This is a genomic window from Hydrogenophaga palleronii (genome assembly GCF_031457455.1).
Taxonomy (GTDB): Bacteria; Pseudomonadota; Gammaproteobacteria; order Burkholderiales; family Burkholderiaceae_C; genus Hydrogenophaga; species Hydrogenophaga palleronii_A.
On sequence record NZ_JAVDWU010000013.1, the window covers coordinates 96,898 to 123,672 of the forward strand.

At 60.7% G+C, this 26,775-nt stretch carries 11 protein-coding genes; all 11 read right to left on the reverse strand.

Going from position 1 to position 26,775, the window contains the following annotated elements; all coding sequences use genetic code 11:
• Positions 1-1,707 carry a GspE/PulE family protein gene (locus J2W49_RS23415; protein WP_310321800.1) on the reverse strand — a complete coding sequence of 569 codons (1,707 nt, stop codon included), beginning with the start codon at positions 1,705-1,707 and terminating at the stop codon, positions 1-3.
• The gene (locus J2W49_RS23420) at positions 1,704-2,978 is read right to left on the reverse strand and encodes a type II secretion system F family protein (RefSeq protein WP_310321801.1); all 1,275 of its coding nucleotides are present in this window, start codon (positions 2,976-2,978) and stop codon (positions 1,704-1,706) included. Before J2W49_RS23420 ends, J2W49_RS23415 begins: the two co-directional genes overlap by 4 nt.
• Positions 2,979-2,997: 19 nt before the next feature.
• The gene (gene gspG / locus J2W49_RS23425) at positions 2,998-3,432 is read right to left on the reverse strand and encodes a type II secretion system major pseudopilin GspG (protein ID WP_310321835.1); all 435 of its coding nucleotides are present in this window, start codon (positions 3,430-3,432) and stop codon (positions 2,998-3,000) included.
• Between the two features lie 65 nt (positions 3,433-3,497).
• A complete protein-coding gene (locus J2W49_RS23430; RefSeq protein WP_310321803.1) occupies positions 3,498-7,496 on the reverse strand; it encodes an RHS repeat domain-containing protein in 3,999 nt (1,332 codons plus the stop codon).
• A gap of 68 nt (positions 7,497-7,564) precedes the next feature.
• Entirely contained in the window at positions 7,565-7,861 is a 297-nt protein-coding gene (locus tag J2W49_RS23435; protein ID WP_310321805.1) for a hypothetical protein, read from the reverse strand.
• A gap of 194 nt (positions 7,862-8,055) precedes the next feature.
• Positions 8,056-8,493, reverse strand: a complete 438-nt coding sequence (locus J2W49_RS23440) for a hypothetical protein (protein WP_310321808.1) — start codon at positions 8,491-8,493, stop codon at positions 8,056-8,058.
• Between the two features lie 20 nt (positions 8,494-8,513).
• The gene (locus tag J2W49_RS23445) at positions 8,514-12,998 is read right to left on the reverse strand and encodes an RHS repeat-associated core domain-containing protein (RefSeq protein WP_310321837.1); all 4,485 of its coding nucleotides are present in this window, start codon (positions 12,996-12,998) and stop codon (positions 8,514-8,516) included.
• Positions 12,999-13,834: 836 nt separating this feature from the next.
• The gene (locus J2W49_RS23450) at positions 13,835-14,389 is read right to left on the reverse strand and encodes a hypothetical protein (protein ID WP_310321811.1); all 555 of its coding nucleotides are present in this window, start codon (positions 14,387-14,389) and stop codon (positions 13,835-13,837) included.
• 5 nt (positions 14,390-14,394) lie between these two features.
• Positions 14,395-18,966, reverse strand: a complete 4,572-nt coding sequence (locus J2W49_RS23455) for an RHS repeat-associated core domain-containing protein (protein ID WP_310321813.1) — start codon at positions 18,964-18,966, stop codon at positions 14,395-14,397.
• 80 nt (positions 18,967-19,046) lie between these two features.
• On the reverse strand, positions 19,047-25,328 hold the full coding sequence (locus tag J2W49_RS23460; protein ID WP_310321815.1) for an Ig-like domain-containing protein: 6,282 nt from the start codon (positions 25,326-25,328) through the stop codon (positions 19,047-19,049).
• Between the two features lie 88 nt (positions 25,329-25,416).
• Positions 25,417-26,775: hypothetical protein (locus tag J2W49_RS23465; RefSeq protein ID WP_310321817.1), on the reverse strand; the 1,359-nt coding region annotated here is incomplete at its 5' end.

Sequence of the window (26,775 nt, forward strand, 5' to 3'; positions counted from 1 at the left end):
TCAGCCTGCGACACGCAGCACCTCTTCCAATGTCGTCTCGCCGTTGGCTACCCAGTCAAGCGCCGTGTCCAGCAAAGGCCGCAAGCCGCTTTGCGCGGCATGGCTTTTGAGCACAGAGATGGGCGCCCGCTGCGCAATCTGTTCGCGCAAGGCATCGTTCAGGATCAGCACCTCTGCCGCAGCCTTTCTGCCCTTGTAGCCAACCCCTCTGCAATGACCGCAGCCCTTGCCGGTCTTGAAAGTCCAGCCTTGCACTTGCTGCCTCGTCAGCCCGGCAGCGGCCAGTGTTTCATCGCTGACGGGCTCGTCGACCGCGCAATGGCTGCAGTTCATTCTCAGCAGCCGCTGCGCGACGATGCCATTGAGTGCCGAAGCGAAGCTGTAAGGGTCAACGCCCATGTGCAGAAAGCGTCCTAGCACGTCAAACACGCTGTTGGCGTGCACGGTGGTAAACACCAGGTGCCCGGTCAGTGCGGCCTGAACGGCAATCTGTGCGGTTTCATCGTCGCGAATCTCACCCACCATGATCTTGTCCGGGTCGTGGCGCAGAATGGAACGCAGACCACGGGCAAAGGTCAGGCCCTTTTTCTCATTGACCGGAATCTGCAACACCCTGGGCAGGCGATACTCCACAGGGTCTTCAATCGTGACGATCTTCTCCCTGCCGCTGTGAATCTCGGTGATGGCCGCGTACAGCGTGGTGGTCTTGCCCGATCCAGTGGGCCCGGTCACCAGCAGCATGCCGTGGGGTTTGGCCGCCAGGCGACGGATTGCCGTCATGGCGCCAGCGTCCAGCCCCAGGTTGTCCAGTCGCAGGGCCTTGGCCTCTTCCGTCAAGGATTGGCGATCCAGCAACCGAAGCACCGCATCTTCGCCAAAGATGTTGGGCATCACCGACACCCGAAAGTCGATCTCGCGCCCTGCGACACGCACCTTGAACCGGCCATCCTGCGGAATGCGGCGTTCAGCGATGTCCAGCTCGGCCATCACCTTGATGCGGGAGATCACCTGTTCCGCCATCTCCTGGCCCATGACTTGTGTGATCGGCACCAGCACGCCATCGATCCGGTACTGCACATGCAGGCAACCCGCGTCACACTCCAGGTGGATATCGCTGGCCTGGAGCTTCAGCGCGTCGTAGATGGTCGAGTTCACCAGGCGCACCACCGGACTGGTCTCGTCACTGATGGACATCAGCGAGATGTTGGCCGCCACCTCTTCGTCGGGGTGAAGATCCACTTGCGGCTCGAACCCATCCATGGCCCGCAAGCGCTGTTCCATCCGGGCCATGCAGGCCTTCAGGTCATCCGGATGCGCCAGCACAGGCTGGCAGCTTCCCATGAAACCCTGGGCTCGCATCAAGGCCCACGCTTCTGTCGCCCCATCAAAGGGATCGCCCATGACCAGCATGCCCTCCCCAGATGGACCCTGGATCAGCAGCACCTCTCTCTGCTGACAGTCGGTGAAGGAAATGGCGTCAAAGTTGGCCTGTACCTCCTGCAGGTCCACCATGGAGAGCACGGGGTAGCCAAACATCGCCCCCAGCACCGCCATCAGTTGCGCGGCCTCCCAGCCGGTGACCCCTTGCAGTGCCTGCACCATGGAAACATCTTGGGTGGCACACGCAGCTCGTGCCTGCGCCAGCACCTGCGGCGACAGGGCGTCTTCGCTGACGGCTCTCTGCTCGGCCATGTCCAGGGCGCTCATTGCAAACTCCCGGCCAAGTCAAAAATGGGCAAATACATCAACACCACCACCACACCAATCACCACACCAATCACGGTCATCAGAACGGGTTCGAGCAGCCGGGAGGTCCAGTCCACCCAGCGCGCAAAGTCATCGTCCACAAACTGGGCCGTGCGCTCCAGCATCTCGGCCATCTGCCCTGATCGCTCCCCCACCCGTATCAAGGACTCGGCAACCGGATTGGCCAGCGACGCCGCAATCAATGCCACAGACAAACTTTGGCCCTGCTCCACCGCCAAACGGCACTGTGTGAGTCGCGACTGCTGCGCGCGGCTCAAGAGCCCCGTCACCATGCCCATGGCGCGATGCAGCGAAATGCCTGCCGCGAGCAGCAGACTCACAGCGCGGTAAAAGCGGGCCAGCCGGAACTCATCCGCGCGGTGCGCGAAGAACGGCAACCTCAGTACCTGGTCCAGCAGCCACTGCCTGCCCAAGGGACGCAGCACGAGCATGCCCAGCGTGCCCACCACGGCGAACAATCCGGCAAGGGCGATCTGCCAATGGTGGTAAATGGCTCGTCCGAAGCCCAGCAAGGCGGCCGACATCCAGGGCAGATCCCGCCCGGACGACTCGTACACCACCGCAAAGCGTGGCACCACATAACCCAGAAGAAACAGCGTCACAAAGCCGCCCACCACCAGCAGCATGGCCGGGTAGATGGCCGCTGAAATCAGCTTTTTTCGGATGGTCTCGAACTGGGTCTGGTAGGCGATGTATCTGGCCAGGGCCTGAGGCAGATCGCCGGTTCGTTCAGACGCTCGCACCGTGGCCACGTACACCTGCGGAAAATGCTGCGGCATCAACTCCAGCACGTCCGAGAAGCTGCGCCCTTCCCGCAGTGCCTGCAACAGATCACTCAACACCCTGCGCGCCGCCTCCTGCCGCTCCTTGGCCAGCAGGGTCTCCAGCGCTTCGGTGAGGTTCAGGCCCGCATCCAGCAAGGCCAGCAACTCCTGGCTGAACAACTGCAGGGCAAAGCGCTCACGGCCCAGGGGTGCCTCACGGGCGCCGGCTGTCGCACCGGATTCCAGTGCCAACACCCTAAACCCGCGCGCGACCAGCTTGCGCACCACCTCGGCTTCCGACAGCCCGCGCCATTCGGATGTCTGCAAGGAGCCGTCGGGTGCCTGCACCTTGGCGCGCACAAGTGTCTGGGCCGTGGCTGCGCGCGCACTGCCATTGACAGTGCCCTGCGTGCCGGGCGGCACCGGTGCATGCGTCGCGGTCGTCATTGGAGAGTGCTGTTGCCGTTCACCGGTAGCTGATGTCGGCGGCGTCCCCGTCGCCGCCCACCTGGCCGTCCTTGCCCATCGAAGACAGATCGAAGTCGTCGCTTTGGCCTGGCGAGCGGTACACGTAAGGCCTGCCCCATGGATCCAGGGGCACAGCCTTCTGCAGATACGGCCCCGTCCATTTCGCTTCATCGGGTGGTTGAACCATCAGCGCGTTCAGCCCCTGTTCGGTCGTCGGGTAGCGCCCCGTGTCCAGGCGGTAGGCGTCCAGCGCCTTGCCCAAGCCTTCGATCTGCGCCTTGGCGGCACCTCGCTCTGATTTGCCCACCTGAGAAAAGTACCGGGGCCCCACATAGGCTGCCAGCAGGCCGATGATGACGATCACCACCAGCAACTCAAGCAGGGTGAAGCCGCGATCTGTGCAGGCGCGTGCCCGTGGGGCGCGAAGGGGCATGGCCCCATCAAGCGGATTGAACATGGCAAGAGAGCGTGATTGGCCAGCGGTGCGGTGTGTCTGGGTCATGGATTCGTGATCCGGACGTGCCAGCGGAAGCCCTCGCCGGTATTGATGACCGAGGGCTTGAGCTTGCCCTCCGACTGGATGGTGACGGTGTCGTTGGTGCGACCCACGGCGTACTGGCTCACGGCGCCGAACCGCAGCACGATCTCGATCGGGTAAACCTTGGGCGGGTAGCCTATCAGGGAGGTGTCGATGCGCCCCGCATCCGGGCCCATATTGTTCACCTCCGCCCGCAGCACGTACTCCCAGATTTTTTTGCTCACCTGCCTCTCACTCACCACCGTTATCCCGCACATGTACACATTGGGGTGATCGGTCGTGCTCCGGTTCTCAGGCCCCTTCTCCCTGTTTTCCATCAGGAAAGGCTCGCCCGCAATCCCGAAGTAGTTCGGGTCCAGACTGTCCACCAGGCCCACATTGATCTGGTATTCAGTGGTGGGGTCGGGTGCGCAATCACTGACCCCAGTGACGGTGGCCTCTTGCATCACGTTCCAGTTCTCGGGCGTGAAGGTCAGCGAAGCGGGCTCCACCACCCCTTCGCTCGGGCGGCTGGACGAGAGCGGGACCACCACGTCAGATGTCGGGGCAGAACCCAGGCGCATCGCGATCTTGACGCTCTTGCCCTTCTCGGTGGTGACCCGCACACGATCCGGGCGCCGCTGCACGATCGAACCGGTCTGCTCGGCGGGGCGAACCACCACAGCTCCCGGGGCATACGCTTGCGCACTGCCCTTGGCGTCGTACACCACGGCGTACACATAGTGCGTGCCCACCGGCAGGTTCGTGACATCCCAGTCGTAGTGACCGGCTTGCACCCCCGCCTGGGCAGGGATACCACTGACGATCGGCTGGCCGTTGAAGGTGGTTCTGTCCGTGCTGTGGTAGAGCGACACCGTGGGTGGAATGTTCGGGTCGTTGCTCTCCCAGGCCACGCGCACCACACGGCGCTCACCCACCAGTTCGCCCTGCGTGGCCGCAGACGGCGACAGCATGGTGATGGAAGGCGGCACGTAAGGCGCCGTGCTCACATGCAACACACTGGCCGCAGACCATTCGCTGGCCTCGTTCAAGGCATCGATCGCCCGGGCGCGCCAGTAGTAGATGCTGCGGTCCGTCAACGCCGGTGTCACGATCCACCCGGTGTTGGGCGATTCGCCTTGCGTCACCAACTGCGTCAACGCGGCGTCCCTGAACACCTGGAATCCGTAGCGCACGGTATCGCCATCGGGGTCGGTCACGGCATGAATCAGCAGGCTCGGCTGCAAGGTTTCGGTCCAGGCACCATCGCCCGGGTTGTTGATCGTGGGCACGGGTGGACGCTCGTTCACCGCGTTCAACACAAAGTCGCCCATCACCCAGGCCGACTCGGCACGCCCGTCCTGCGCCTTCACACGCCACCAGTAGCGCTGGTTCTCCACCAGCGTGGGCGTTGTCCAGTGGGTCTGCCCGCTGCCAGAAGCAATCACCTGCCCGGAACTGCGCTTGTCGGCCGAGTCAAAGGTATTGACCGTGTCCACCTCAAACACATAGGTGATCAGGTCGTCATCGGCATCCGTGCTGTTCTGAATGCTCAGGGTGGTGTTGGGCGATGTGCTCTGGCCACCCACGGGTGGGCTTAGCAGCACCGGCGCCGTCGGTGCCACGTTGCCGGTGTTGACCGTGAACGAACGCGCAGCCGTTTGCGTGGTGGCGCCATGGGTATCGCGTGCCACCACACGCCAGTAGTACCGCGCATGGTTGTTCAGTTCCACGCCCACGGCCCAACTCGTGCTGCCACTCGCATCCGCCGGCAGTCCCTCCACCTGTGTCACCAGTTCGCTCAGGGCGGCGTTGGAATAAACCCGCACGCTGTAGGTGATGACGTCTTCGTCGCGGTCCGTGCTGTTGGTCCAGCTCAGCACGGGTGTGAGCGTGCTCACCTCACTGCCCGGGGTGGGGCTGGTCAGATTGAAGGCATCCGGTGGGTCGTTGAAGGTATTGACCCTGAAGCGACCATTGACCCAGGCGCTGTACACCGTGCCGTCAAAGCTGCGAGCGCGCCACCAGTAGTTCGTGTTGTCGCTCAGGTCGTCAGGCACTTGCCAGGTGGTGGGCTGCGCCACGCCACCGATGCGTGGCGCCTTGGCCACCGTGCTGGTAACCACCATCTGCGTCTCCGCCGCATCGGCAAACACCTCGTACTGCACCTGAGTCGCCGGGTCGTTCTGCTGGGTCGAGGTCATCACCGACAGGGTGGGCCTGAGCGAAGTGACCTGTGTCCCAGCCAGCGGCGACACGATGACGGGCACACCCGGGCCAGGTGCTGGCGTGTTCTCTGAATTGACCTGGATGGTGGCCGTGCGCGTGGCCGAGAGCACGCCATCGCTCGCGGTATAGACGATCACGTAGGTGCCGGCCGAACCCTGGGGCGGCGTCCAGTTGAACACCGCTGTGGCCAGCCCCGGTGTGGCCGGGTTGGCGGGTTGCTGCGTGAAGGTGGCACCGGAAGGCAAGGGCGCGGCTGTCAGCACCAGAGGTGCGCCCTGCGGGCTGCTGGCTTCCACCAGGAACGACACGGGCGAAAGTTCATCCGTCACCCGGTTTGCCACGAACTGGATCACCGGGGGCAGTGCCTGCACGGGTGGCGCCTGGAACTCGGTGGTGTACTCGCCCGTGCTGTTCGCATCAAGCAGGTTGATCCAGTATTCGGTCTGCCGGGTGTCCCGGTTGCGCGTCTTGGAAAGCCACACGTTCTCGCTCAGAATCTCCTTGGCGTCTGAGCGCAGCACGCGGCCCAGCGCCTTGGTGCCGTTGTACGGGTCGCGCAGGCGCACGTACACAAAGCCTGCCGTTGGCGGCATGCTCAAGGCAAAGTTCGCGGTTTCGCCAGAGCCACCGGTGGCGCTCAGCGTGGCCAGCGCGGTCTGATCGGTCACGATGGTGTCTGGCCCGTCGGATTCGTACAGGCGAATCACGTCGCCATCACGGGCCAGGAAGTCGCGCACCGTGTCGCGCCCGGGCAGGTCCACGCGCACGTCGCGAATCAAAAAGTGGGCATTGGTCGCCTGCATGATGGAGGTCAGCGCCCCACCCAGTTCGTCCGCGTGGGTGAACTTGGCGGTGAACTCCACGAACTTGCCCGCCAGCGAGGTCTCCATCACCCAGCGGCCCATCTTGGCGCTCTGCGGGGCAATGTCGCCAAAGTTGATCAGCAGGCTGTTTTGTACCGGCGCGTCATCGAGGTAGCTGCCTGTCAACAGGAAATTGATCAACAAACCCTGGTTGTTCTCGACGATCCGGGGTTGTGCCGAATCGATCTTGAGGTTGCGAGCCACGGCCTGGCCGGTGTTGTGCACTCGCACGCCCAACGTGAACGGTTCTATCGGCTCAATGGGGTCCGTCAGCGGATCGTCTCCCCACACATCTTCAGGCAGGAAGTAATCCAGCGTCAGCAGCGGCAGCGGCTTGACGGTGATCACATCGGGCGTCACGTCCAGCACCGTGTCTTCACCACCAAAACGGTAGGTCAGGCGCGCGCCCACCAGGTATTTTTTTCCCTGCGGGTTGATGCCTGCCGAGCCGGGCGCCGGAATCAGCAGCCAGTTCATCACGGCCGTGCTCTGCGCGCTGACCGATCCCGTGCCGTTCACATCCGAAATGTTCTGCGTGTTCGACAGGCGAATGAAGAACTTGGCCGACAGGTTGTTCGGGTCTGAGGTGATCGCCACCGGCGTGCCGTCTTCCTCCGTGACCTTCACCTCCACCCGGACGTTTTCTACAACACCCGCATCGGTGGTGTTGTTGATCTTCATCTCGGCATCAAAGGCCTGGCGCTCCAGCGTGAGCTCCTGCTTGATCTCGATCTTGACCCGCGCGCACACCGTCTCCTGAGCCTGGGCAGGCATGGCCAGCCAGGCCAGGCCCATGGCCAGCCCCACCGACTTCGTGAACAGACGCCGCAACGGCTGGCGCCAGCTGCTACACGTGTTCTCACGCTTCAATTGTTGGTTGCCCTCCATGGCAGGCCCTCTCGTTCTGTTTGTATGCATGGGTATGAATGCGCGGATGAATAAAACGCTCTGCGCCGTCAAATGAAACTGGCTGTCTTGCTGCCGCTGGGCCCGATCACCGTCTTGCCCACCACGCCGTAGTTGGCTTCCACGTTCACATGCAGCTTTGTTTCCAAGTAGCTGCCCTCGTCGGCCACCCAGGTGTAGATCGTGATGTCGTTTCCATCAGCGCGCGAGCTGCTGGGCTCCTGGCCAATGACGGTCTTGAGTTGCGTCAGGGACATACCTTCGGTCACCACTTCGTAGGTGGCGTAGAGGTCTTTGGAGCGGGGCTCGTCATTGCCACCGCCACAGGCGGTCAACTGAATTGCCAATGCAAGTGTGATGGCGAAACTTCGCCTGTTCTGAAAAAACATTTAGAAAACTCAAAAGGTTTCAATAAAAACCAACCCAAGGAAAATCAACCACTCAGTTATCCAAAATATTCAAACCCCCATGCTCGCCATTCCGGTGCATCACTCCATTAGCCAAATTCTGCCTCTAGAGCTCTACCGCTGCACACAACAATTTACTCGTCACAAATTTTATCCAGCGTAGTTATCAAGCCCTGCAGGCTCCGTGCCACATGATTTCTAGAGGCCTCATGCCTATAATTAATTGGCAACACTCCTCCCTCAATCAATCCCCAAAAATTTCGCAACTGAGGAAGTCGATTGCACATACCTCCTTTTAGATGTCTAACGCCCCTTTCGTGCATCAGCTCTGCATCGAGGAAGTACGCAGCATCCGCAAAAGTAAGCATTACTTTCTCATTGATTTTCTCATCGGGAGACAATCCCTTTGGATCAGCCACCTCCATCATGAAATCAAGAGTTTGGGAGGTGAAGGCATACCACAATCGTATGTCCTCACTATTATCGGATTTTGCTCTTGAGGTAGAGCATCCTGCCATTCCGCTTATGCACCCAACCAACAATACAACCACGATTGTCTTAATATTTTTCATGCTGCATATACATATAAAAATTAAAGACTTGCCGTACACACGGGGTCGTTAGTAGGCTCCAAAGAAATGTTGTACTTCCTATAGCAAGTCTCACTACATATGCTTCCGCCACCAACCCCTCCTGGGCTACGACTTCTTCCTTGAACTGAGGCGCAGCACCCCATACACGCACCCAATGAAGGTTGAATATCTGGACAACCACAACCCCCGTACGCTTTTTCCATCCATTCAGGGCACTCACCTTTTTGCCAACGTGGGTCTTTCATTGGATCCGGAAGAGGGCCTGGCGCTGGCACCGGGCCGTTAGGGGATGGATCAAACGCGGGTTTCGAACAATTAGTGCCCGTGCAGATATCTGGGCCTCTTGAGTTTCCTGGCCCTCCAATACTGGGCGATTGAATCACTGACAACCCCTCTGGATCAAGTAAGCGCAAAGGACTGCCTTCAGCGTAAGCATAGAAATTAACCCCACCCGAAAGACCAATCGGATCCTCAGTCACATAGCGCCCAATAGCAGGGTCGTAATACCGATTCCAGTTGTAATGCAGGTCCGTCTCTTCGTCCTCATACTGCCCGGGTAGCCTTAGGTTGCTGGTGATGGTTGGGTTCTCAGCCATGGCCTGCGGCGTGACAATACTGGCCTTGCCGAAGGGTTCGTACCGCGCAGCCCAGACCACCCTACCGTTTTTGTCAGTCGCCTGAATCGGCGCCCCCAAATGGTCGTGGTGGTAATAGGCAATGATGTCTCCGCCGTTGCTGTCAATCCCGTTGTAGCTTTTGGTCTTGATGAACAGCACTCCGGTGGTGAAGGCGTTGCCCGGCTTCGGGCCGTACTGCGCGGTGATCTGTGGGGTGGCTTGGCTGCTGAGGCTGCCGTTCGGATTGAGCGTGACCAACTCGGTGCTTTCAGCGACTAACCCCGCATCGCTGTAGAGATAGAAGGTCCGCTTTGCCTGTGCCAGCGATTGCCCAGCCTTGTCTCTGATCTGCAGTTTCCACAGCCTGCGATTCATAGGGTCGTAGCCGTACTGGGCGATCACGGCTTCGCTCCCTGCCGTACCTGCGCTGACCTCGATCAACCGGTTCTGGCTGTCATAGCGGAATTGCGTGCTCTTGTTCTGCTCCGTCTTGCTGATCAGGTTGCCCGCGTCGTCGTAGCCGTAGCAGACCGTACCGCTGCTGCCACAGCTTCCGCTGCCAATCTTCGTGAGCCGGTTATTGGCGTCGTACTGCCAGGCGCCTGTGGTTGGTGAATGCGCCGTGCGGTTGGCCACTGCGTCCAGCGTGAAGGCTTCGCTGCTGCTGCCCAGCAGGCCGCCGGTTTCTTTGTTCGCCTTGATTAAGCGGATCTCTGCGTCGTACTCGAATTCCTCATTCACGCTGCTGCTCACGTTGCCTGCGGTGTCGGTGCGGCTGCGCTCCTGGAGCTCCTGCACTCGGCCATATTGGTTGGTGAGGCTGAGCGTGCTCTGCTGGCCTGCCGTCCTGACGGTCTGGCTTACCAGATTGAGAAGACCGTCGTATCCCTTGTTCTGCGTGCCTCCACCAGGCAGGGTCACGGTCTTGGGTTGCAGCCAGCTGTATTCATTGACACTGATCGTGCCCTCGCCAGGGATAGCTACGCTCTGCAACTCGCCGTGCGCGCTGTAGCCGTAGTCGATCTTGGTTCCATCGGGCCAGGTGAGGCTGGTCTGTTTGCCTGCCGCGCTGTGGGTGACTCCATAGCCCAGGCTGTGTCCACCGGGGTAGGTCACGGTTTCGCCGGTTTTTCGGTTGGCGTTGTCGTAGCTCAGCACGGCACTGGTCGTTTCGTCGCTTCTGGTGTGGTCTGTGTCGGTCCAACCGAGGATGTTGTTGTGCTGATCCCAGGTATTAACCATAGTGCGCAACAGGTTGTTAGCACTGTCTTTGTGTTCGATCTGGATGACCCGGCCTGCGGCATCCCAAACGTAGAGATGCTCGTGGCCATTGGGGTTGGTTCTCTTATTCAGGCGACCGGAGTCATCGTATTCAAAGAGGATGATTTGACCCAGCGGGCGGGTTTCCTTCACGAGCCGGTCGTTGCGGTCGTACTCAAAGCTGTGTGTGTTGCCCTTGGCATCCTTAACCTCGATGAGGTTGCCCCGCACGTCATAGCCCATGGTGGTCTTGCCACCCAGTGCGTCGGTGGCCTCTGTGGGCTGGCCATGTGCATCCCATGCGTAGCGTCGAATGCTGCCGTTGGGGTCGGTTTCGGTGAGCACCAGACCGCGCTTATCGTAGGTCACTCCAGCGTTGACGCTTTGTTCACCTTGCGCGTTGAGATACTTGAAGCTTTGGCTGGTGGGGCGCTCCATAGCGTCAAACCGAGTGAGCTGCGTGAAGCTGGGGTAGTTGATCTCCGTGGGAGAGAACAGACTGCCCAGCACCCCCGTGGTGGTGCCATCAGCGATCTGATAGTCCACGCCGTAGCGGTTGTTCAGCCCGTCAAGGTAGCTGACCACCCGCAGGAAGTTGTCGTATTCGATCTGGCTACTGCGTCCGTCGGCGTCCGTCTTCCGAACAACCAGTCCCTGGGCGTTGAATTCACTGCTGCTGACACCGCCTACCGGGTTGGTGCTTTGGATGACCCGATTCATGGCGTCGTAAGCCACGTGCCAAGTGTAGGTGCCGGGGCCAGTCACACTCAACAGGTTGCCAACTCTGTCGTAGCCTAGGCTGCGGCTGTGCCCCATTGCGTTGGTTTCTAGGGTCTTGCGTCCGACGGCATCGACTTCGTAACGGATGGCATGGCCCAGGGGGTTGGTGTAGCGCAGCAAATGGCCCGCTCGGTTGATGCGAAGCTGATGGACGTGGCCTTCGGGGTCGGTGATGCGGCTCAACTGACCCAGGGGGTCGTACTCACCGATCCAGACCGCGTTGGGCGTGATGGTGCCATTGGCTTCGGTGCGCCCAACGAACTCCACCCGGACGATCTGGCCCAGGACGTTGCGTTGGATGTTGATCTGGCGCTGCTGCGCGGTTCCGGCTGCTTTCACGATGCCCAGCAAGTTACCCACATCGTCATAGGTGTAAGTCGTCCGGAAGCCTTCCTGATCGACGCGCTCTGTCGGTTGCAGGTGAATGGCCGAGAAACTGGTTCGATAGCTCGCGCCAGCGGTGTCAGTGACCCGAGTGACCTGCTCAAACTCGTTGCGCTGCACATAGCTGGTGAAGCCTCTGGCGTTGGTACTGGCTTCGATGCGGGCACCCGAGTCGTACTTCATCTCCAGGTCGGTGCGCCCGTTGACCACCTGCCTGACGAGTTTGCCGATGCGGTTGTGGGTCTGCTCTTCGACCCGGCGCCCCGCTGCGGTTTGCGGTCCGGTGATCTTGCTGTTGAACTGTTTGTTGACTTCGTCGTAGCTGAAGGCGTAGTCGGTCACGCCACCATCGGCCGCCGTGTGCTGACTCACCAGACCGTCTTTGTAGGCCAGGGTTTCAATGCGCTCTTCGGCGTCTGTGACTCGGTTGATGCGCCCGGAGCGGTCGTAGCCGTAGCGGGTGACGTGGCCACGCACATCGGTGACTTCGCTCAGGCGGTTGCCGGCGTTGTACTGGTAGCGCACGCTGCGCGCAGGCAGGTCGCCCTCCAGGCCACTGACGGGGTAGTCGCGCACTTCGGTGATGAGTTCACCGCTGTAGTGCAGGCTGTAGATTACGCGCCCGTTGGCATCGACCACGCCGCGCACCACGCCGGCTTCGTTGCGCACCAGCCAGACGGGGATGTTGTTGCGCTCACCGTAGGCCACCACCTGGCCCTGGGTGTTGTAGTCAATCCAGGCGCCGCTGCGGTCGATCCAGCGGTAACCTTTGGGGTTATCCAGAGGAACAGCGCTGACCTGGCCGGTCGTGAGCTGGGCCACTGCGGTGGTGGGCATTTCCCTGACTGCTCTGCGTTCGAGCACCGAGCGGTTGCTGAAGGCGTAGCGCCCGCCCTCGCCCAGGTAGAGTTCGTTGATGCGGCGAATGCCTTCGAGTTCCTGGCCCTGGCTGTAGGCCGCAGAGGCGCTGCCGCCCCCACCACCCGGGCACAGCGCGAGCCAGTCGGCGTTGACCCAGGTACCGCTGCCGTACTCGCTGGCGGAGGCATCACCCCCGATGATCTTGTTGAAAGGGGTGCCGCGAATGGGTGGCACCGGTTCGGCCACGAATTCGTAGCTGGCCGAGGTACCGCCGCCACCGAGCAGCACACGTTCGCCACTGGGCTGCCAGTCTTCATCCACCCAGACCCAGCAGCTGTTGTCATTGGGTGGCTCTTTGCAGTCGGGGTCCGTCAGGCGGTCACAGCCTGCTCTTCCGATCAGGAGATCGTCGCCACCACTCATGCGCCCTGCGGTGAGGTTGCTCCAGCTGACCGAGAGGCTTTCCCAGTGGGGGTTGAATTTCCATTCGCGCCCGTCCCAGTAGCGCGCCCAATTCACCGCCCCGCCCACGCTGGCCACGCTCATGTCGGTCTGCGCGATGGTGGCAAAGCCGTTGGGCATCGTCACCTTGATGCCGGTGCTTTGGGCTGTGCCGGCTCGGATGCCGGGGGGCGGTTCTGTGCCTTGCGCTTGGGCAAGGGGGGGGAGCAGGGTCAGGATGACAAAGGCTAGAAGAGCGAACAGCACAGACGAGGCTCGAGGCATCAGCCGGGCGCGCATGGGCGCAGCCGGGCTGATTGCCGGCTGGGCGCTTGGGGCGTCTGGTTGATGGGGCATGGCCATGCGAGTCATTTATGATTTAATTGCGTTTATGAATTTATTTAGAGGAGCAACAGAGGAATAAGAGATCTTTAGAGGGAGCACGAAATACTATTAAACCAATGGAAAACTCAACCAATTAGACAGCAAGAGATAGAACTTGATTCAAAATATCACTCTTGCATTCATCAAGATATGCAGCAATCACTCAAAGAACCACAACCTCATCCGCCCAAAATTCAATCAGCCCTTGAACTCGAATGGGAGCTGGTATCTCAGGGAGATATTGCCTCAGATTAAATATCTCCAAACTCACGGACGTGTAAATAGTATTAGGCTGCAACAAAAATCCATCAACCTCAGAAAACCTAAGCTTGACATACCTCTCATGACTAGAGAGATCGATATCCAAGGTTGGATTTCCCAACCCATTGCACGCCCACTCAAGTCGCAAAAACCGAAGGTCATAGACCCACGACTTCGGCAAGATATCGTGATGCGGCGCATTGAATATCTTTAATTAGGTAAATTTGTCCACTTTCTTTTAAGGAGTTAACAGCCACGACATCCGCACCCAGCCCTTGACACATCAACAGCGGAATATCATGACCTAAAACCCCGGTCAACCTAATAGGACTTCAGGAATCTTTGCCACAATCAAACTCCTTTAACAACAACAGCGCCCACTCTTTTCCTTCCGCATAATCCCATGCGTTTGGCCCATCAAACTCCGTTGACGGCACACAAGGATCCGCCCCATTTTCCAGAAAAAATCGAACGAATTCAGGCAGATCATGCACTATAGATAGCTGCAATGGAGTATATGTTGATAGTGCTGCTTGATTTACATTCGCACCCTTAGAAAGAAGAACCCTCAAGTTATCAAAAGTACTCCTCCTAAAATGAAAAAATCCCATAACAGCACTTCCTATCGGCGTCACCCCAACGTCGCCGTCAAAGAGTCTTATTATCGCAAGCTTATCGCAACCTGAATGATAGGAATCAAAAGACGGATCAGCGCCAAAGTCAATAAGCCTCTCAACCAGATGAGGAACATTTTCATAACCACAAATCGACGTAAGCAGCAATGACTTTTCATTATCACCCAGCTCGACCAACAAGTCATCCAAATACTCTTCGAATTCAAGCCAGCGCTCATTTCGAACATCATCTAATGGCCACATTTTGCTCATATTCTTCAACCACGTTGACAGATGGATTTGCACCTATTTAACTTATCTCTAGCCTTATGTATTTCTTCATCATGTTTGGGATCGCGCGCACCCGAAAAACAAACCGATCGAACCATTAATCTCAAACCCAAGCATGCAGAGGCCGCTTTCGTTGCAGCATCTCGACCGATCGAAGATGTCATCCGATCGCATCCCGGAAAATCACAAAATGGATGATAGAGGGTTTTACTCCTCATGATTTTGCAGAATCGCTGCTTGCAGCTAGGGGGATTTTTTGCACACCTGTAAATCTCTCTACATAATTTAGGATTTTTTGCACAAAATGCAGCGCCTGTCGCCAATATTCGTCCAAGAACAACTATTACTGGAAACACTTCCCCAGTGGGGTCCATTAAAATCGTTGGACTCCCATTAACATAGACAAACAAATTCGAACCGCCTTCAAGCCCAATCGGATCCTCCGTCACATACCGCCCAGAATCAGGGTCGAAGAAGCGCCGGAAGTTGTAGTGCAGTCCCGTCTCCTGGTCTTCATATTGGCCAGGCAGGCGCAGTTGGCTGGAGATGGTGGGGGTTTCTGTTGTCGCTGCCGGCGTGATGATCGCTGCCCTACCGAAAGCGTCGTAGGCTGCCGCCCAAATGACATTGCCCTGCTTGTCCGTGGCTTGAATCGGCGTGCCCAAGTGGTCATGGTGGTAGTACCCGTAAACCACATGCCCATTGCTGTTGGTGGTTTTTACAAACAGCATGCCTGTGGTGAACTCGCTGTCTGGCCGAGGTCCGTATTGGCTGGTGATCTGTGGCTCTCCCACTTCTTCCACGCTGCCGTTTGCATTGAGTTCGATCAGTTGCCGCGCCTCCGCGATCAGACCCTCGTCGCTGTAAAAGTAGTAGGTTCTTGTGGCCTGCGCCAGTGCAGCGCCGCTCTTGTCGCGGAACTGCTCTTTCCAGATGCGCCGGTCCATGGGGTCGTAGCCGTAACGCGCCACAAGGAGGTCCACACCGCCGACTTCATGCGCCACGTCCGTCAGCCGGTTGTGGCTGTCGTAGCGATACAGTGTCGTCAACGTAGACTGAATCTTCTTGCTCAAGTTGCCGTTGACATCCCATTCGTGGCAGATCACTCCGGCGGTCGCGCAAGCGCCGCTGCCGATCTTGATCAAACGGTTGTTGGCGTCGTACTGCCACTCACCCGAGACCTGGCTGTCGGCGGTGCGGTTAGCCACAGCGTCCAGCGTGTAGGACTGGGTCGACGTACCAAACAGGCCGCCTGCGTCCCGCTGCACCTGTGTCAGTCGCAGTTCGGCGTCGTAGCTGAACTGCTCGTTGCGTGTGCTGCTCTGTCCGCCCGCCGTGTCGGTACGGTTGCGGCTGGTGATTTCTTGCTGCTTGCCGAAACGGTGGTCAAGGCTCAGTGTGCTTTGCTGACCCGGCGTCCTGACGTCGAACGACTCGGTGTTGAGCAGGCCGTCATGTACCCAATTTTGAGTGACACCGCCGGGCAGCGTGGCCTTCTTGGGTGCGCCCCAGGCAAACTCGTTGATGGCGAGAACCCCCTCCCCAGGAATGGTGACAGAGTCCAGATCCCCGGAGGCGTTGTAGCCGTAGTCGATGGTCGTTCCGTCGGCCCACACCAGCCGGGTTTTCTTGCCGGCCAGGCTGTAACCGTACGAGAAGCTCAATGAATAGCCGTTCGGGTAGGTCAGGGTTTCGCTGATTTTGCGGTTCACATCATCGTAGATCAGCGCCGCGCTGCTCGTTTGATTGCGAGCTTCGTCCCTGTCTTCCCAGGCGACGAGGTTGTTGTTTGCATCCCAAGCTTGTGTGACGCTGCGCATCAAGGACTCATCAGAGCGCTTGTGCTCAATATTGATCAGGCGGTTGGCCGCATCAAACGTGAATTGGTATTGCACACCACTCGGTTCGATGCGCTTGACCATGTTGCCCGAGGCGTCGTACTCGAACTGCCGCACCTGCCCTAATGGACGGGTTTCCTTGACCAAACGGTCATTGCGGTCGTACTCAAAGCGGTGCGAGTTGCCATTGGCATCGGTCATCTGCAGCAGGTTGCCACGTACATCGAACTGGTACCTCGTGACGCCGTTCAAGGCATCCACCACCTCGGTTCTTTGACCCAAAGCGTCGTATATGAATCTGCGCATGCTTCCGCTGGGATCGGTTTCGGTCAGAACCTGTCCGCGCCTGTCGTACGTGGCAGCGGAGGGCTCCGCCTGCTCGCCCTGGCTGTTGCGGTATTTCAGGGTCTGAAGCGTCGGCCTTTCTCTTGCGTCGAAACGGTTGGACTGACTGAAGGTGGGGTAGTCCACCTGTACGGGTTCCAGCAGGCTGCCCAGTTGCCCGGTGCTGGTGCCGTCATTGATCTGGTAGCCAAACTGGGTGACGTTGTCCGAGCCATCCACGTGCTTGATCAGACGCTGAAAGTTGTCGTACTCCAAACGGGTCGCCCGCCCGTCCTCATCAGTATCAGAGACCAGGGTGTTTGCAGCGTCGTGGGTGGAGCGGCTGACCCCTTCCAACGCGTGGGTTCGCGCACTCAGGCGGTTCATGGCGTCGTACGCCATCAAGGTGGCCTTGCCGCGTGCGTCCAGCTCACTGACCAGATTGCCCACGCGGTCGTAGGTGTACTGTTGGCTGTGCCCCAGCGCATTGGTTTGCTTTGTCAACTCCCCCGCTGCGTTGGCCTCATAGGTCGTCGCATGGCCTCGTGGGTCGGTCGCTTTGAGCAGGTTTCCCATTCGCCCGACCACGTAGGTCCGAACAGCGCCCTCTGGATCTGTGGTTCTGCTCAATTGCCCCTGACTGTCATATTCCAGCTGCCAAATGGCATCTGGACTCACAGTACCGTTGCTTTCCGTGCGGCCTTTGCGAATGATCTGTGTGACTTGGCCCAGTTCATTGACGTTGTATTCGGTCGTTCGCTGTTCGACTGTACCCACAGCTTCGACCTCGCTCAGCAAATTGCCTTTGTCGTCATGAAGGTACTGCGTCTTGACACCGAGTTCGTCCGTTTGCTCGGTCATCTCCAGATGCACTGCGGAGTAAGCGCTGCGCAAAGAACTGCCGTCCTCATGGGTGACCCGAGTGCCCTGCTCGAACTCGTTGCGCTGCACATAGCTGGTGAAGCCTCTGGCGTTGGTACTGGCTTCAATGCGAGCACCCGAGTCGTACTTCATCTCCAGGTCGGTGCGCCCGTTGACGACTTGCCTGACAAGTTTGCCGATGCGGTTGTGGGTCTGCTCTTCGACCCGGCGCCCCGCTGCGGTTTGCGGTCCGGTGATCTTGCTGTTGAACTGTTTGTTGACTTCGTCGTAGCTGAAGGCGTAGTCGGTCACGCCACCGTCGGCCGCCGTGTGCTGGCTCACCAGGCCGTCTTTGTAGGCCAGGGTCTCTACGCGCTCTTCGGCGTCGGTGACCCGGTTGATGCGCCCGGATCGGTCGTAGCCGTAGCGGGTGACGTGGCCGCGCACGTCAGTCACTTCGCTCAAGCGGTTGCCGGCGTTGTATTGGTAGCGCACGCTGCGTGCGGGCAGATCGCCCTCCAGGCCGCTGACGGGGTAGTCGCGCACTTCGGTGATGAGTTCACCGCTGTAGTGCAGGCTGTAGATCACCCGCCCGTTGGCGTCGACCACGCCGCGCACCACGCCGGCTTCGTTGCGCACCAGCCAGACAGGGATGTTGTTGCGCTCCCCATAGGCCACGACCTGGCCCTGGGTGTTGTAGTCGATCCAGGCGCCGCTGCGGTCGATCCAGCGGTAGCCTTTGGGGTTGTCCACCGGGGTTGCGCTGACCTGGCCGCTCGTGAGCTGGGCCACTGTGGTGGTCGGCATTTCCCTGACCGCTCTGCGTTCGAGCACCGAGCGGTTGCTGAAGGCGTAGCGCCCGCCCTCGCCCAAATAGAGTTCGTTGATGCGGCGGATGCCTTCGAGTTCCTGGCCCTGGCTGAATGCCGCTGATGCGTTGCCGCCACCACCGCCGCCCGGGCACAGCGCGAGCCAGTCGGCGTTGACCCAGGTACCGCTGCCGTACTCGCTGGCGGAGGCATCACCCCCGATGATCTTGTTGAAAGGGGTGCCGCGAATGGGTGGCACCGGTTCGGCCACGAATTCGTAGCTGGCCGAGGTACCGCCGCCACCGAGCAGCACACGTTCGCCACTGGGCTGCCAGTCTTCATCCACCCAGACCCAGCAGCTGTTGTCATTGGGTGGCTCTTTGCAGTCGGGGTCCGTCAGGCGGTCACAGCCTGCTCTTCCGATCAGGAGATCGTCGCCACCACTCATGCGCCCCGCAGTGAGGTTGCTCCAGCTCACTGAGAGGCTTTCCCAGTGGGGGTTGAATTTCCATTCACGGCCGTCCCAGTAGCGCGACCAGTTGACCGCTCCACCCACGCTGGCCACGCTCATGTCGGTCTGCGAGATGGTGGCGAAGCCGTTGGGCAGAGTGACCTTGATGCCATTGGTCTGGGCTACGCCCGCGCGGATCCCGGGTGGGGGTTCTGTGCCTTGCGCTTGGGCGTCAGTCAGCGGGGACAGGCTAAGGGTCAGGCTGAACAGCGCCAACGCCATCACCCGTTGCATTTTTGAGAAGAACGTCATGTTTCGCATGCCATTGGGGCCGAGTGATTGCTGTCCCGTGGAGATCAAGGAGCCGAGCAGGTGTTGGGGTTGAAGTCCACCCCATTGCGCGGGATATTCACGCAACGTGGGCCACCGGGCAGCACGCCCGCGCCACCGCCGCCGTAGCCACCAGGGCTACCACCACCGCCGCAGCAGCGATCACCACACCATGAGGTACAGACGGGTGGTGTCCAAGGCACAGGGGCGTGGTTGCCCGTTGGCCCGGTGCAGGTGCTGTTGCTGAAGGAGAACCAGTTGGTCGAGGTGGCGCCCTTGGCGGTCTCGCCATTGGCGCACTCGCACTCGGACTCCACCGTGGTGCTGTTGTTGTAGTTGTAGCAACCACCCCCTGAGGCATTGGCGCCGCTGGCGGCAGTTTCCAGCGACTGCAGGGCAATCACGCGGTAGGGCAGCGTCACCCTCTCTTTGGCGCCCAGCGAACTGGGCACCGGAGTGAGGAATTCGAACCGGAAGTAGGGGTCGGACCTGGGCAGGGTCTGGCGCAGATTGTCGGCCCGCAACAAGCCATGGTTGGTCAGACTGAGCTCTCCGAAATACACATCGCCGGGCGCCATCTTGGGCAGGTTGACGCTGGATGGCTGCAGCACCACCACCGCAACGGGTACGTTGGTCTCGAACGTGGCGCTGAGCGTGATGTCGTAGCGGTCCTGTATGGTGATTTCACGCACGACCCACTCCACCGTGATCACTTTGTAGTTCAGGAACACCGGCTGGTTGATGGTGATACCTGGCTTGATCTGCAGGCGGCCTGAAACCTCCTGGTGGTTGTTCGCCTTGGCCTTGAACTTGTAGCGGCCTGCGGGCACTCTCTGGAACAGAGCCTCACCCAGGTTGTCGGTCACCATTTCCAGGGAGATGGTGGACACCTCTTCGTTCTGCAGGGTGATGGTGGCGCCGGACAGACCCTGGATGAGCTGCCCGTCCTGGCCCACCGTGGCGGTGTACATGTTGGAGGCTTTGAAGAGCACATTGCCTTCACCGCTCTGGCTGACGCTGGCGTACGCCCTGATGGTTTGCGACGGCACGTTGTCGCCCACGATGTTCAGCCAGAACTCATAGACGCCTTCGGCCACGCTGGCGGTCGGGCTGAAAGTGAGGTCCACAGCTCGTGAATCACCCACCGGCAGGCTGCCGTTGGCCTGGCTGGTGATGGCCACCCAAGAGGGCACCGCGCTGCCATCAGGGCGGGCCAGTGTGACTTGCAGATTGATGGCCTCTTGCAGGCCGTTGTTCTTGAGGGTGAGTGACTCCACTTGGGTGCCGCCCTGGGCAAGACCAGTTTCAATGAAACTGGGCGTGCTGACCAGATACGGCAGGGCCTCTGACAAGGTGTAGTTCACCCTCACCATGCCCAGAGGGGCATTGGGCTGTTCGTCGGCCACCACCGCAAAGATCAGTGCACCGGTGGGCTGCGCATCGTTGCTGGCGGTGAACACGGCGGGTATGTTCAGCGTCTGCCGGCTGGTCACGCTCACAGGTGCGGCCAGGGCCACGCTCACGCCCACAGGAATCTGCCCGGTGGGCTGGTTGACCGCGTCAAGCACCAGTCGCAGGTTGCTGGCCGATGTGCCCACGCCCGCCGTCACCCGGAACGGAATGGTGAACGGGTAGTTCTTGGGCAGGTTGAGGTTGGACAGCGCGGGTGCGACCGTGACCCGGTTGATGGTGAAGCTTTGTTGCTCCGGCCGGTCGGTGATGTCCGGGTGCACGGCGCTGACCTTGAACAGACCGGCGTCGGTGATGGTGGGCTTGAAGGTGTAGGTGAAGGCACCCGTGCTGTCCGTCAACACCTGGTAGCTGCGCTCAAAGCCCTGCTGGTTAAGCACCAGCTTCAAGCGGGTGTTGGGCATGGGTGCAGAGCTGGTGCGCTCCATGGCGCGGCCGGTGATTACCACGTCCTGGTCACCAAATGAGCTCAGGGGCGCCACGTTGACAACCTCGCCCACGTAGGAGGTTTCACCCAGCGACACGGTTCTTTCTGAACCACGGCCGGTGATGAGGATTTCATCGGGCTGCCCGCTGTGGTGCCGCAGCTTGTCCACCTCCAGCTTCACGCGGATGCTGCGCGGGCTGGCACTGGGCACGTTCAGCTCAAACACGTCTGAAACGTAGCTGCTGCCAGCCGGTACACGGGCCACGGTTTGCCCGTTGGTCAGGGTGACCACGTTGGCGCCCAGAGCCTGCCTGTAAGGCTGCGTGGCCAGCACGTTGCCGTCGGCATCCAGAATCTTGAACCTCAGTTCGCTGGACGGGTTGGCGCCGTTGCCCGTAGCGGTCAACAGTTCCACATCCACCTCGGTGGTGTTCTCAATGGTCAATCTGACTTGGCCAGTGGCACCCCGAGTGAACGACTCGGTGGACATGCCCACCACCAGGCTACCCTCGCCTACTGACACCTGCTGGTTGCGTGCCACGGTGACCTGCGCACCGTCTTCTGGCGCGATCTCAATGCCCACCTGCACCTGGGGCGCAGCAGGCAGTTCGGCATAGCCGCCCACCACCACGGGGATCAGCCGGGTTTCGTTGGGTGCCAGTGTGAACACCGTGGAGCGATGGTCCTTGAACTGGGTGCCCTGATCATTGACCGGCACCCGCACGAGCGCACGGACATCGCTGCGTGTGTCAGCCGAGGTGTTGGTCACCTGAACCTGCACACGGTTCATCACGCCACGCAACAGGGGCAGGCCTGAGACGATCTGACTGTTGACGCTGGGCAGCACCACGGTGCTGATCAGTTCCACGTCGTTGGCATCGACGGTGGCCACAGCGTAGCGGCGCTCGCCGCTGGAGAAGCCGGTGTCTTCGAACCGGGTGGCGGTAATGGGCGCGGGCGTCAGCAACACCCTGCTGGCTTCAGGCCCCACGTAGACGCGGTAACCCGCCACGTTGCCATTGGGCGCCGACCAGGTGATGACCGGCAAGGCACTGCCCAGTTGCTCCACCTTGAGGTTGCGCACGGGCAACAGGCTGGCATTGAGATAGGCCGAGTTGGAGATGGCCGACTCGTTGCCTGCTTCGTCCACAGCCGTGACCACATAGGCGCCCTGGGTGGGTGATGGGCTGGTGTCGTAGGTCTGTGGGGCTCTGATCAGTGTCTTGATGGGCTCCAGTCCCTCAATGCTGCTGATGCTGGTGCCGGTGGCGCGGTACAGGCGGTAGTGGTCCACCTGGCTGGCCAGCGGTGCCTGCCAGGCGGCGTAGATGCCGTTGCCGGTGAGTGTGAGTGTCAGGTTCTGGGGCGCGCCTGGGGCGTTGGCCTGCGTGGTGACGCTGACCTCGGCGCTCTGGCCAGAGAGGCTTTCCTGCCCGTTGACCTGGCGCACGGTGGCCACGGCGTAGAAGTAGGTGCCGTCGGCCGGGGTGGTGTCGATGTACTCCACACCTGCGTTGCGCGCCAAGGGCTCCAGCGTGGGCTGGCCAGGGTCGCGACGGTAGATCTGGTAGCTGCTCGCCCCTTCCACCGCTTGCCATCTCAGGCGCACTTGGCCACCCGGGCGCGCCTGGGCGCTCAGTCCCACCGGAACGTCCAAAGGCGGAAGCTCGCCCTGATACACCTGGAACTGATTGAAGCCCGCCACCACGCTGGAAACGTTGTCCAGCGCATCCATGGAAGTCTGGCGGAAGCGCAGGGTTTCCGGGGTGGACAACCCGGCATCCGTGGGCAAGGTGAAGCTGGCGCTGTAGGTCACGGCATTGACAGCCGTCAGCGAGAGGTTCACCGGCGTGCGATCAGGGCCTGAGAGCAGGTAGTTGATCTGTGGCGTCGCCGCAGGTGCCTTGCTGAAGGTGAAGGTCGCGCTGAGTGTGGGCGAGTTTTCGTTGCGAATGGGCGCCGCTGGCGTGAGGGCGATGGCCGAGAGAATGGGCCCCTGGGTGTCGATCCTGAGCGTGGCCCCGCTGTTGACTTGCGTGCCTCGGTTGCCCACGGCATCACGCGCGGAGAACAACACATCGGCCATGCCAGCGGGCGTGTTCGCGGCGATCAAGAATGCACCCTGGTAGCTGGTGTCGCCGGTCTTGGTCAGCGACACGGTGATGGGGCTGCCGCCCTCCGGCACGATGGCCAGGTAGGGCACGAGCTGCAGCACCTCACTGGTGGTGAGGGTGAGATCGACCCTGCCCTGGCCGAAGGCGCCGGTCACAGGGTCAGTCTTGCCGCTGGTGGCGTAGACGATCGACGTGGCCACTGGCGCGGTGGAGTCGGAAGTTGCCGTGGCCGCATTGGTCGGCTCAGAGGCGGTGCCTGCCGCGTTGACCGCGACCACACGGTAAACCCACGTGCCATCTGCAGGCGGCAGGTCTTCATAGGTGGTGCCGGTGACGGTGTTGCCATTGGCACGAGAGGCTTCGCCAATCACGGCAAACATGCTCGCCGCGCGGTAGATGTGATAGCCCACCACGTTGACGTCGGTCGAGGCCGACCAGCTCAGCCGCACCTGCCCGCCAGCCAGTGCGCTGGCCGCCAACTGGGAGGGGTGAGCGGGCACCGTGGTGTCGCGCGTGACGCTCACGCCGGTGGACATCGCGCTGGTTCCATGGGCCGACGTGGCCTGTGCCTGAATCAGGTTGCTGCCTGAGAGCAGTTCCACCGTGGTGGTGAAGCGCCCGTTGCTGCCAACAGCCACAGCGGCCCCTTGCGGGTGACCGGCTCGGAACACTTGCACACTGGCGCCAGCCGGCGCCGTACCACTCACCGTGACAGTGGCAGAACGGGTAACCAAGCCATTGGATGGTTCGGTGATGACGGGAGCCGTGGGCGCTGCATGTGTCACCGTGACGGTGAAGCTCTGCAGTGTGGTGTTGCCCAGGGAGTCCACCACCCGAATGGTCAGGGTGTGCTCTCCGTTGCTCACCGCATCCACATTCAGTGGTGCGCTGAAACTGCTGCTTCCGCTGGCGGTGGCTACCACCACGCCGTCGAGCAACAGTTCAGCACGTGCAATGCCGCTGCGATCACTGGCGGTGAAGGTCACGGTGCCACTGTTGGCGATGACCATGCCATTGACCAGTGCGGTTCCACCCAAGCGGGCGTTGCTCACATCGGGGCCTTCCGTGTCCGGCCCCAGCGGCACGCGTGCCAGTGTCACGGTGTGCGCCTGTTCGCTGCTGCGCCCCACCCCGTCGGTCGCCACGACGCGAATCACATAGTCGCCGTCCACCTCACTGTCGACGTTCCAGGTGTGGCTGTAGGGAGCCGATGTGTCCGTTGCCCGGAGGGCGCCGTTGACGTAGAAAGCCACGCTGGCGATGCCGTTGCCGTCTGTGGCCGTGGCATTCAAGCTGATGGATTCGCTGATCACGCTTCCCGGCGCGGGGTTGGCAATAGCCACCACCGGGGGCTCGGTGTCGATGCGAACACCGCCTTCCAATGTGGCAGAAACCAGGTTTGCAGCAGCATCGCGGCATTGCAGACTCACTTGCTTGAGTCCGTCGCCTGCTGAGAGCGTCAGCTCCGTCTGGGCGCGGTCACCCGTCAGCGATTGAAAAGCAACACCTGCAAACGCGCCACCCTCGGCAATGCGGTAGTCGACGGCGTTGACGCAAGCAAGGTCAAAGAGCACGTTACGCTGCGCAAAGTACGCTGCGGGGCTCGCCAGCCGAACGGTCGGGTTGAGCAAGGGTGCTGCCGCCAATGGAGAAGCGTGATCCACGCCCGTGCTGACGGCGTCACCTTGGCCCTGCGGATTGCCTGCGGCGTCCCTGGCACCTGTTGCATGACCCCACCAGTTGCCGCGCGCATTAAGCACTGAAGCAGGCGTGAGGTTCTGCACGCCCCAGGTGCTGTTGCCCACGAACTGCGAACCGCTGATGGTGGCACCGCTACTGCCATTGATCAGCAGGCCGGTGCCGTTTCGCAAAAAGCTGGAGCCCGTGATGGCGGGGGCAGCGCCCTCGTCCAGGAACAGGCCCACGGCGCTGTCGGTGAGTTTCAGGAACTGCAGCCCTGGGCTCCAGCCACGCAGTGCAATAGCCGGGGCTGGATCCGCGGAGCCTTGCGGTCCACCGGCGTAGCGAACTGACCAGCCATTGAGCGTGATTGGACCGCTTGTCGATGCCGACTTTTCCAGACGGAGGCCGCGCCAATCGCCTGCTGCGGGAGCCTGAGGTGTAGCCGCTGCCTGACCACCAGCACTGTCGTCCTTTTGGCTGGTCAAGGTCACGTTCTTGCCTGGGACAAGGTTGTCGCGCACCACCAGTTGAGCATCCGGACCGAACTTGACCACCACGTCATCGGCAATGGTCAGACTGCCGGCGCCCGCCAACTGCGCCCCAGACAGAAGCACTGCCAATCCAACAACCGTCTTGCAAGTGCGCATCGTCAGCATGGAAATAGAAGATCGAGAATGGATTGTTCTTGTCATGAGTACGCCCTCAAGGTGCCACCGTCACCACACCGGAGGTGGCGCTGATCAAGCCAGATCCACTCGCGGTCACGCTGGTGGTTCCGGGTGCTATCCCGGTGAGTTGGAGCCACGAGGTAGCGTTGTTGCCTGCAGTGATCGTCGCGCTGCTGGGCACAGATGCCACGCCGGGCGCACTGCTTGTGAAAGTCACAGATGCCGGCTCAACCAGATACTGGTAGTAGGGATAAGTAGCGCCCATCACGGTCAAAGAAACATAGAAGTTCGACTGGCCGCCTACAGTCGTACTGGATGGACCACTACCAAACGTCAACTGGGGCTCTACGGTACGAATCGACATGTCTGCCGCAGTGGAATGCCCCACCGCGGTGGCCGTGACGGTGGTATCACCCAGCCCCACCCCTGTGACCACAAAGCTGGCACTGGAAGTGCCCGCGGGAATGGTGACCGTCTCGGGCACCGAACATACAGTGGGTGCGCTGCACGCAAGGTTGACCACCAGCGCATCGACGCCGGTAAAAGCTGCGCCGTTGACCGCCCGCTGCACCGTGAAGTGGTGGCCGTGCATGCCCTTGCCCACCATGTCTGAGGTACGGTCAAACCTCAACTCTGGTGCGCTGACGGCCACCACCGGCGAGATCACCGTGCTCATCCCCGTCGCAGACGCTCTGACCCTGTAGGTTCCCGCCGCGCTCGGCGTAGCGATATAGGCCCAGCCCGAGTTGTTGTTTCCAGCAGCTATCACCATTTGTGTGACCACTGAGCCCGCCGTGCTGGCGTTGTAGATGCCGTCAACCAACCCCGCTGGGTTGGCCTCCACGATCGCGACATCCACTGGCATGTTCACCGCCATCGACTGGTAGATCGAATACGGGCTTCCCGCAGGACCGGTCACGCTCACGTAGAAATTGTCCCGCGCATGTCCGACGCTGCGCGCAGCATCTACGCCAATCAGCGACAGTGCTGGCTCAGCCACCTGCACTTGCGGCTTGCTTGCAGGTGCGGTGTGACCCGCTGCTGCAGCATCAATGACTACCGCCGTACCATCCGTCAGGTCCACTCCTGTGACTTGGAAAGCCACCGCCGCTTGGCCAGCCGGTATCGTCACGCTGGCCGGCACGCTGGCCTTGCTCGGATCGCTGCTGCTGAGGTTGACCACCAGCGCATCCACCCCGTTGAACGCTGTGCCGTTGACCGCCCGATACACCACAAACTGGTAGCTGCGCATGCCCTTGCCAATCACGTCTGAGGTACGGTCAAACCTCAACTCTGGTGCGCTGACGGCCACCACCGGCGAGATCACCGTGCTCATCCCCGTCGCAGACGCTCTGACCCTGTAGGTTCCCGCCGCGCTCGGCGTAGCGATATA

Coding starts and splice junctions, on each gene's coding strand:
- J2W49_RS23415 (WP_310321800.1), bottom strand. CDS start 1,707: ATGAGCGCCCTGGACATGGCCGAGCAGAGAGCCGTCAGCGAAGACGCC.
- J2W49_RS23420 (WP_310321801.1), bottom strand. CDS start 2,978: ATGACGACCGCGACGCATGCACCGGTGCCGCCCGGCACGCAGGGCACT.
- gspG (WP_310321835.1), bottom strand. CDS start 3,432: ATGCCCCTTCGCGCCCCACGGGCACGCGCCTGCACAGATCGCGGCTTC.
- J2W49_RS23430 (WP_310321803.1), bottom strand. CDS start 7,496: ATGGAGGGCAACCAACAATTGAAGCGTGAGAACACGTGTAGCAGCTGG.
- J2W49_RS23440 (WP_310321808.1), bottom strand. CDS start 8,493: ATGAAAAATATTAAGACAATCGTGGTTGTATTGTTGGTTGGGTGCATA.
- J2W49_RS23445 (WP_310321837.1), bottom strand. CDS start 12,998: ATGCCCAACGGCTTTGCCACCATCGCGCAGACCGACATGAGCGTGGCC.
- J2W49_RS23450 (WP_310321811.1), bottom strand. CDS start 14,389: ATGAGCAAAATGTGGCCATTAGATGATGTTCGAAATGAGCGCTGGCTT.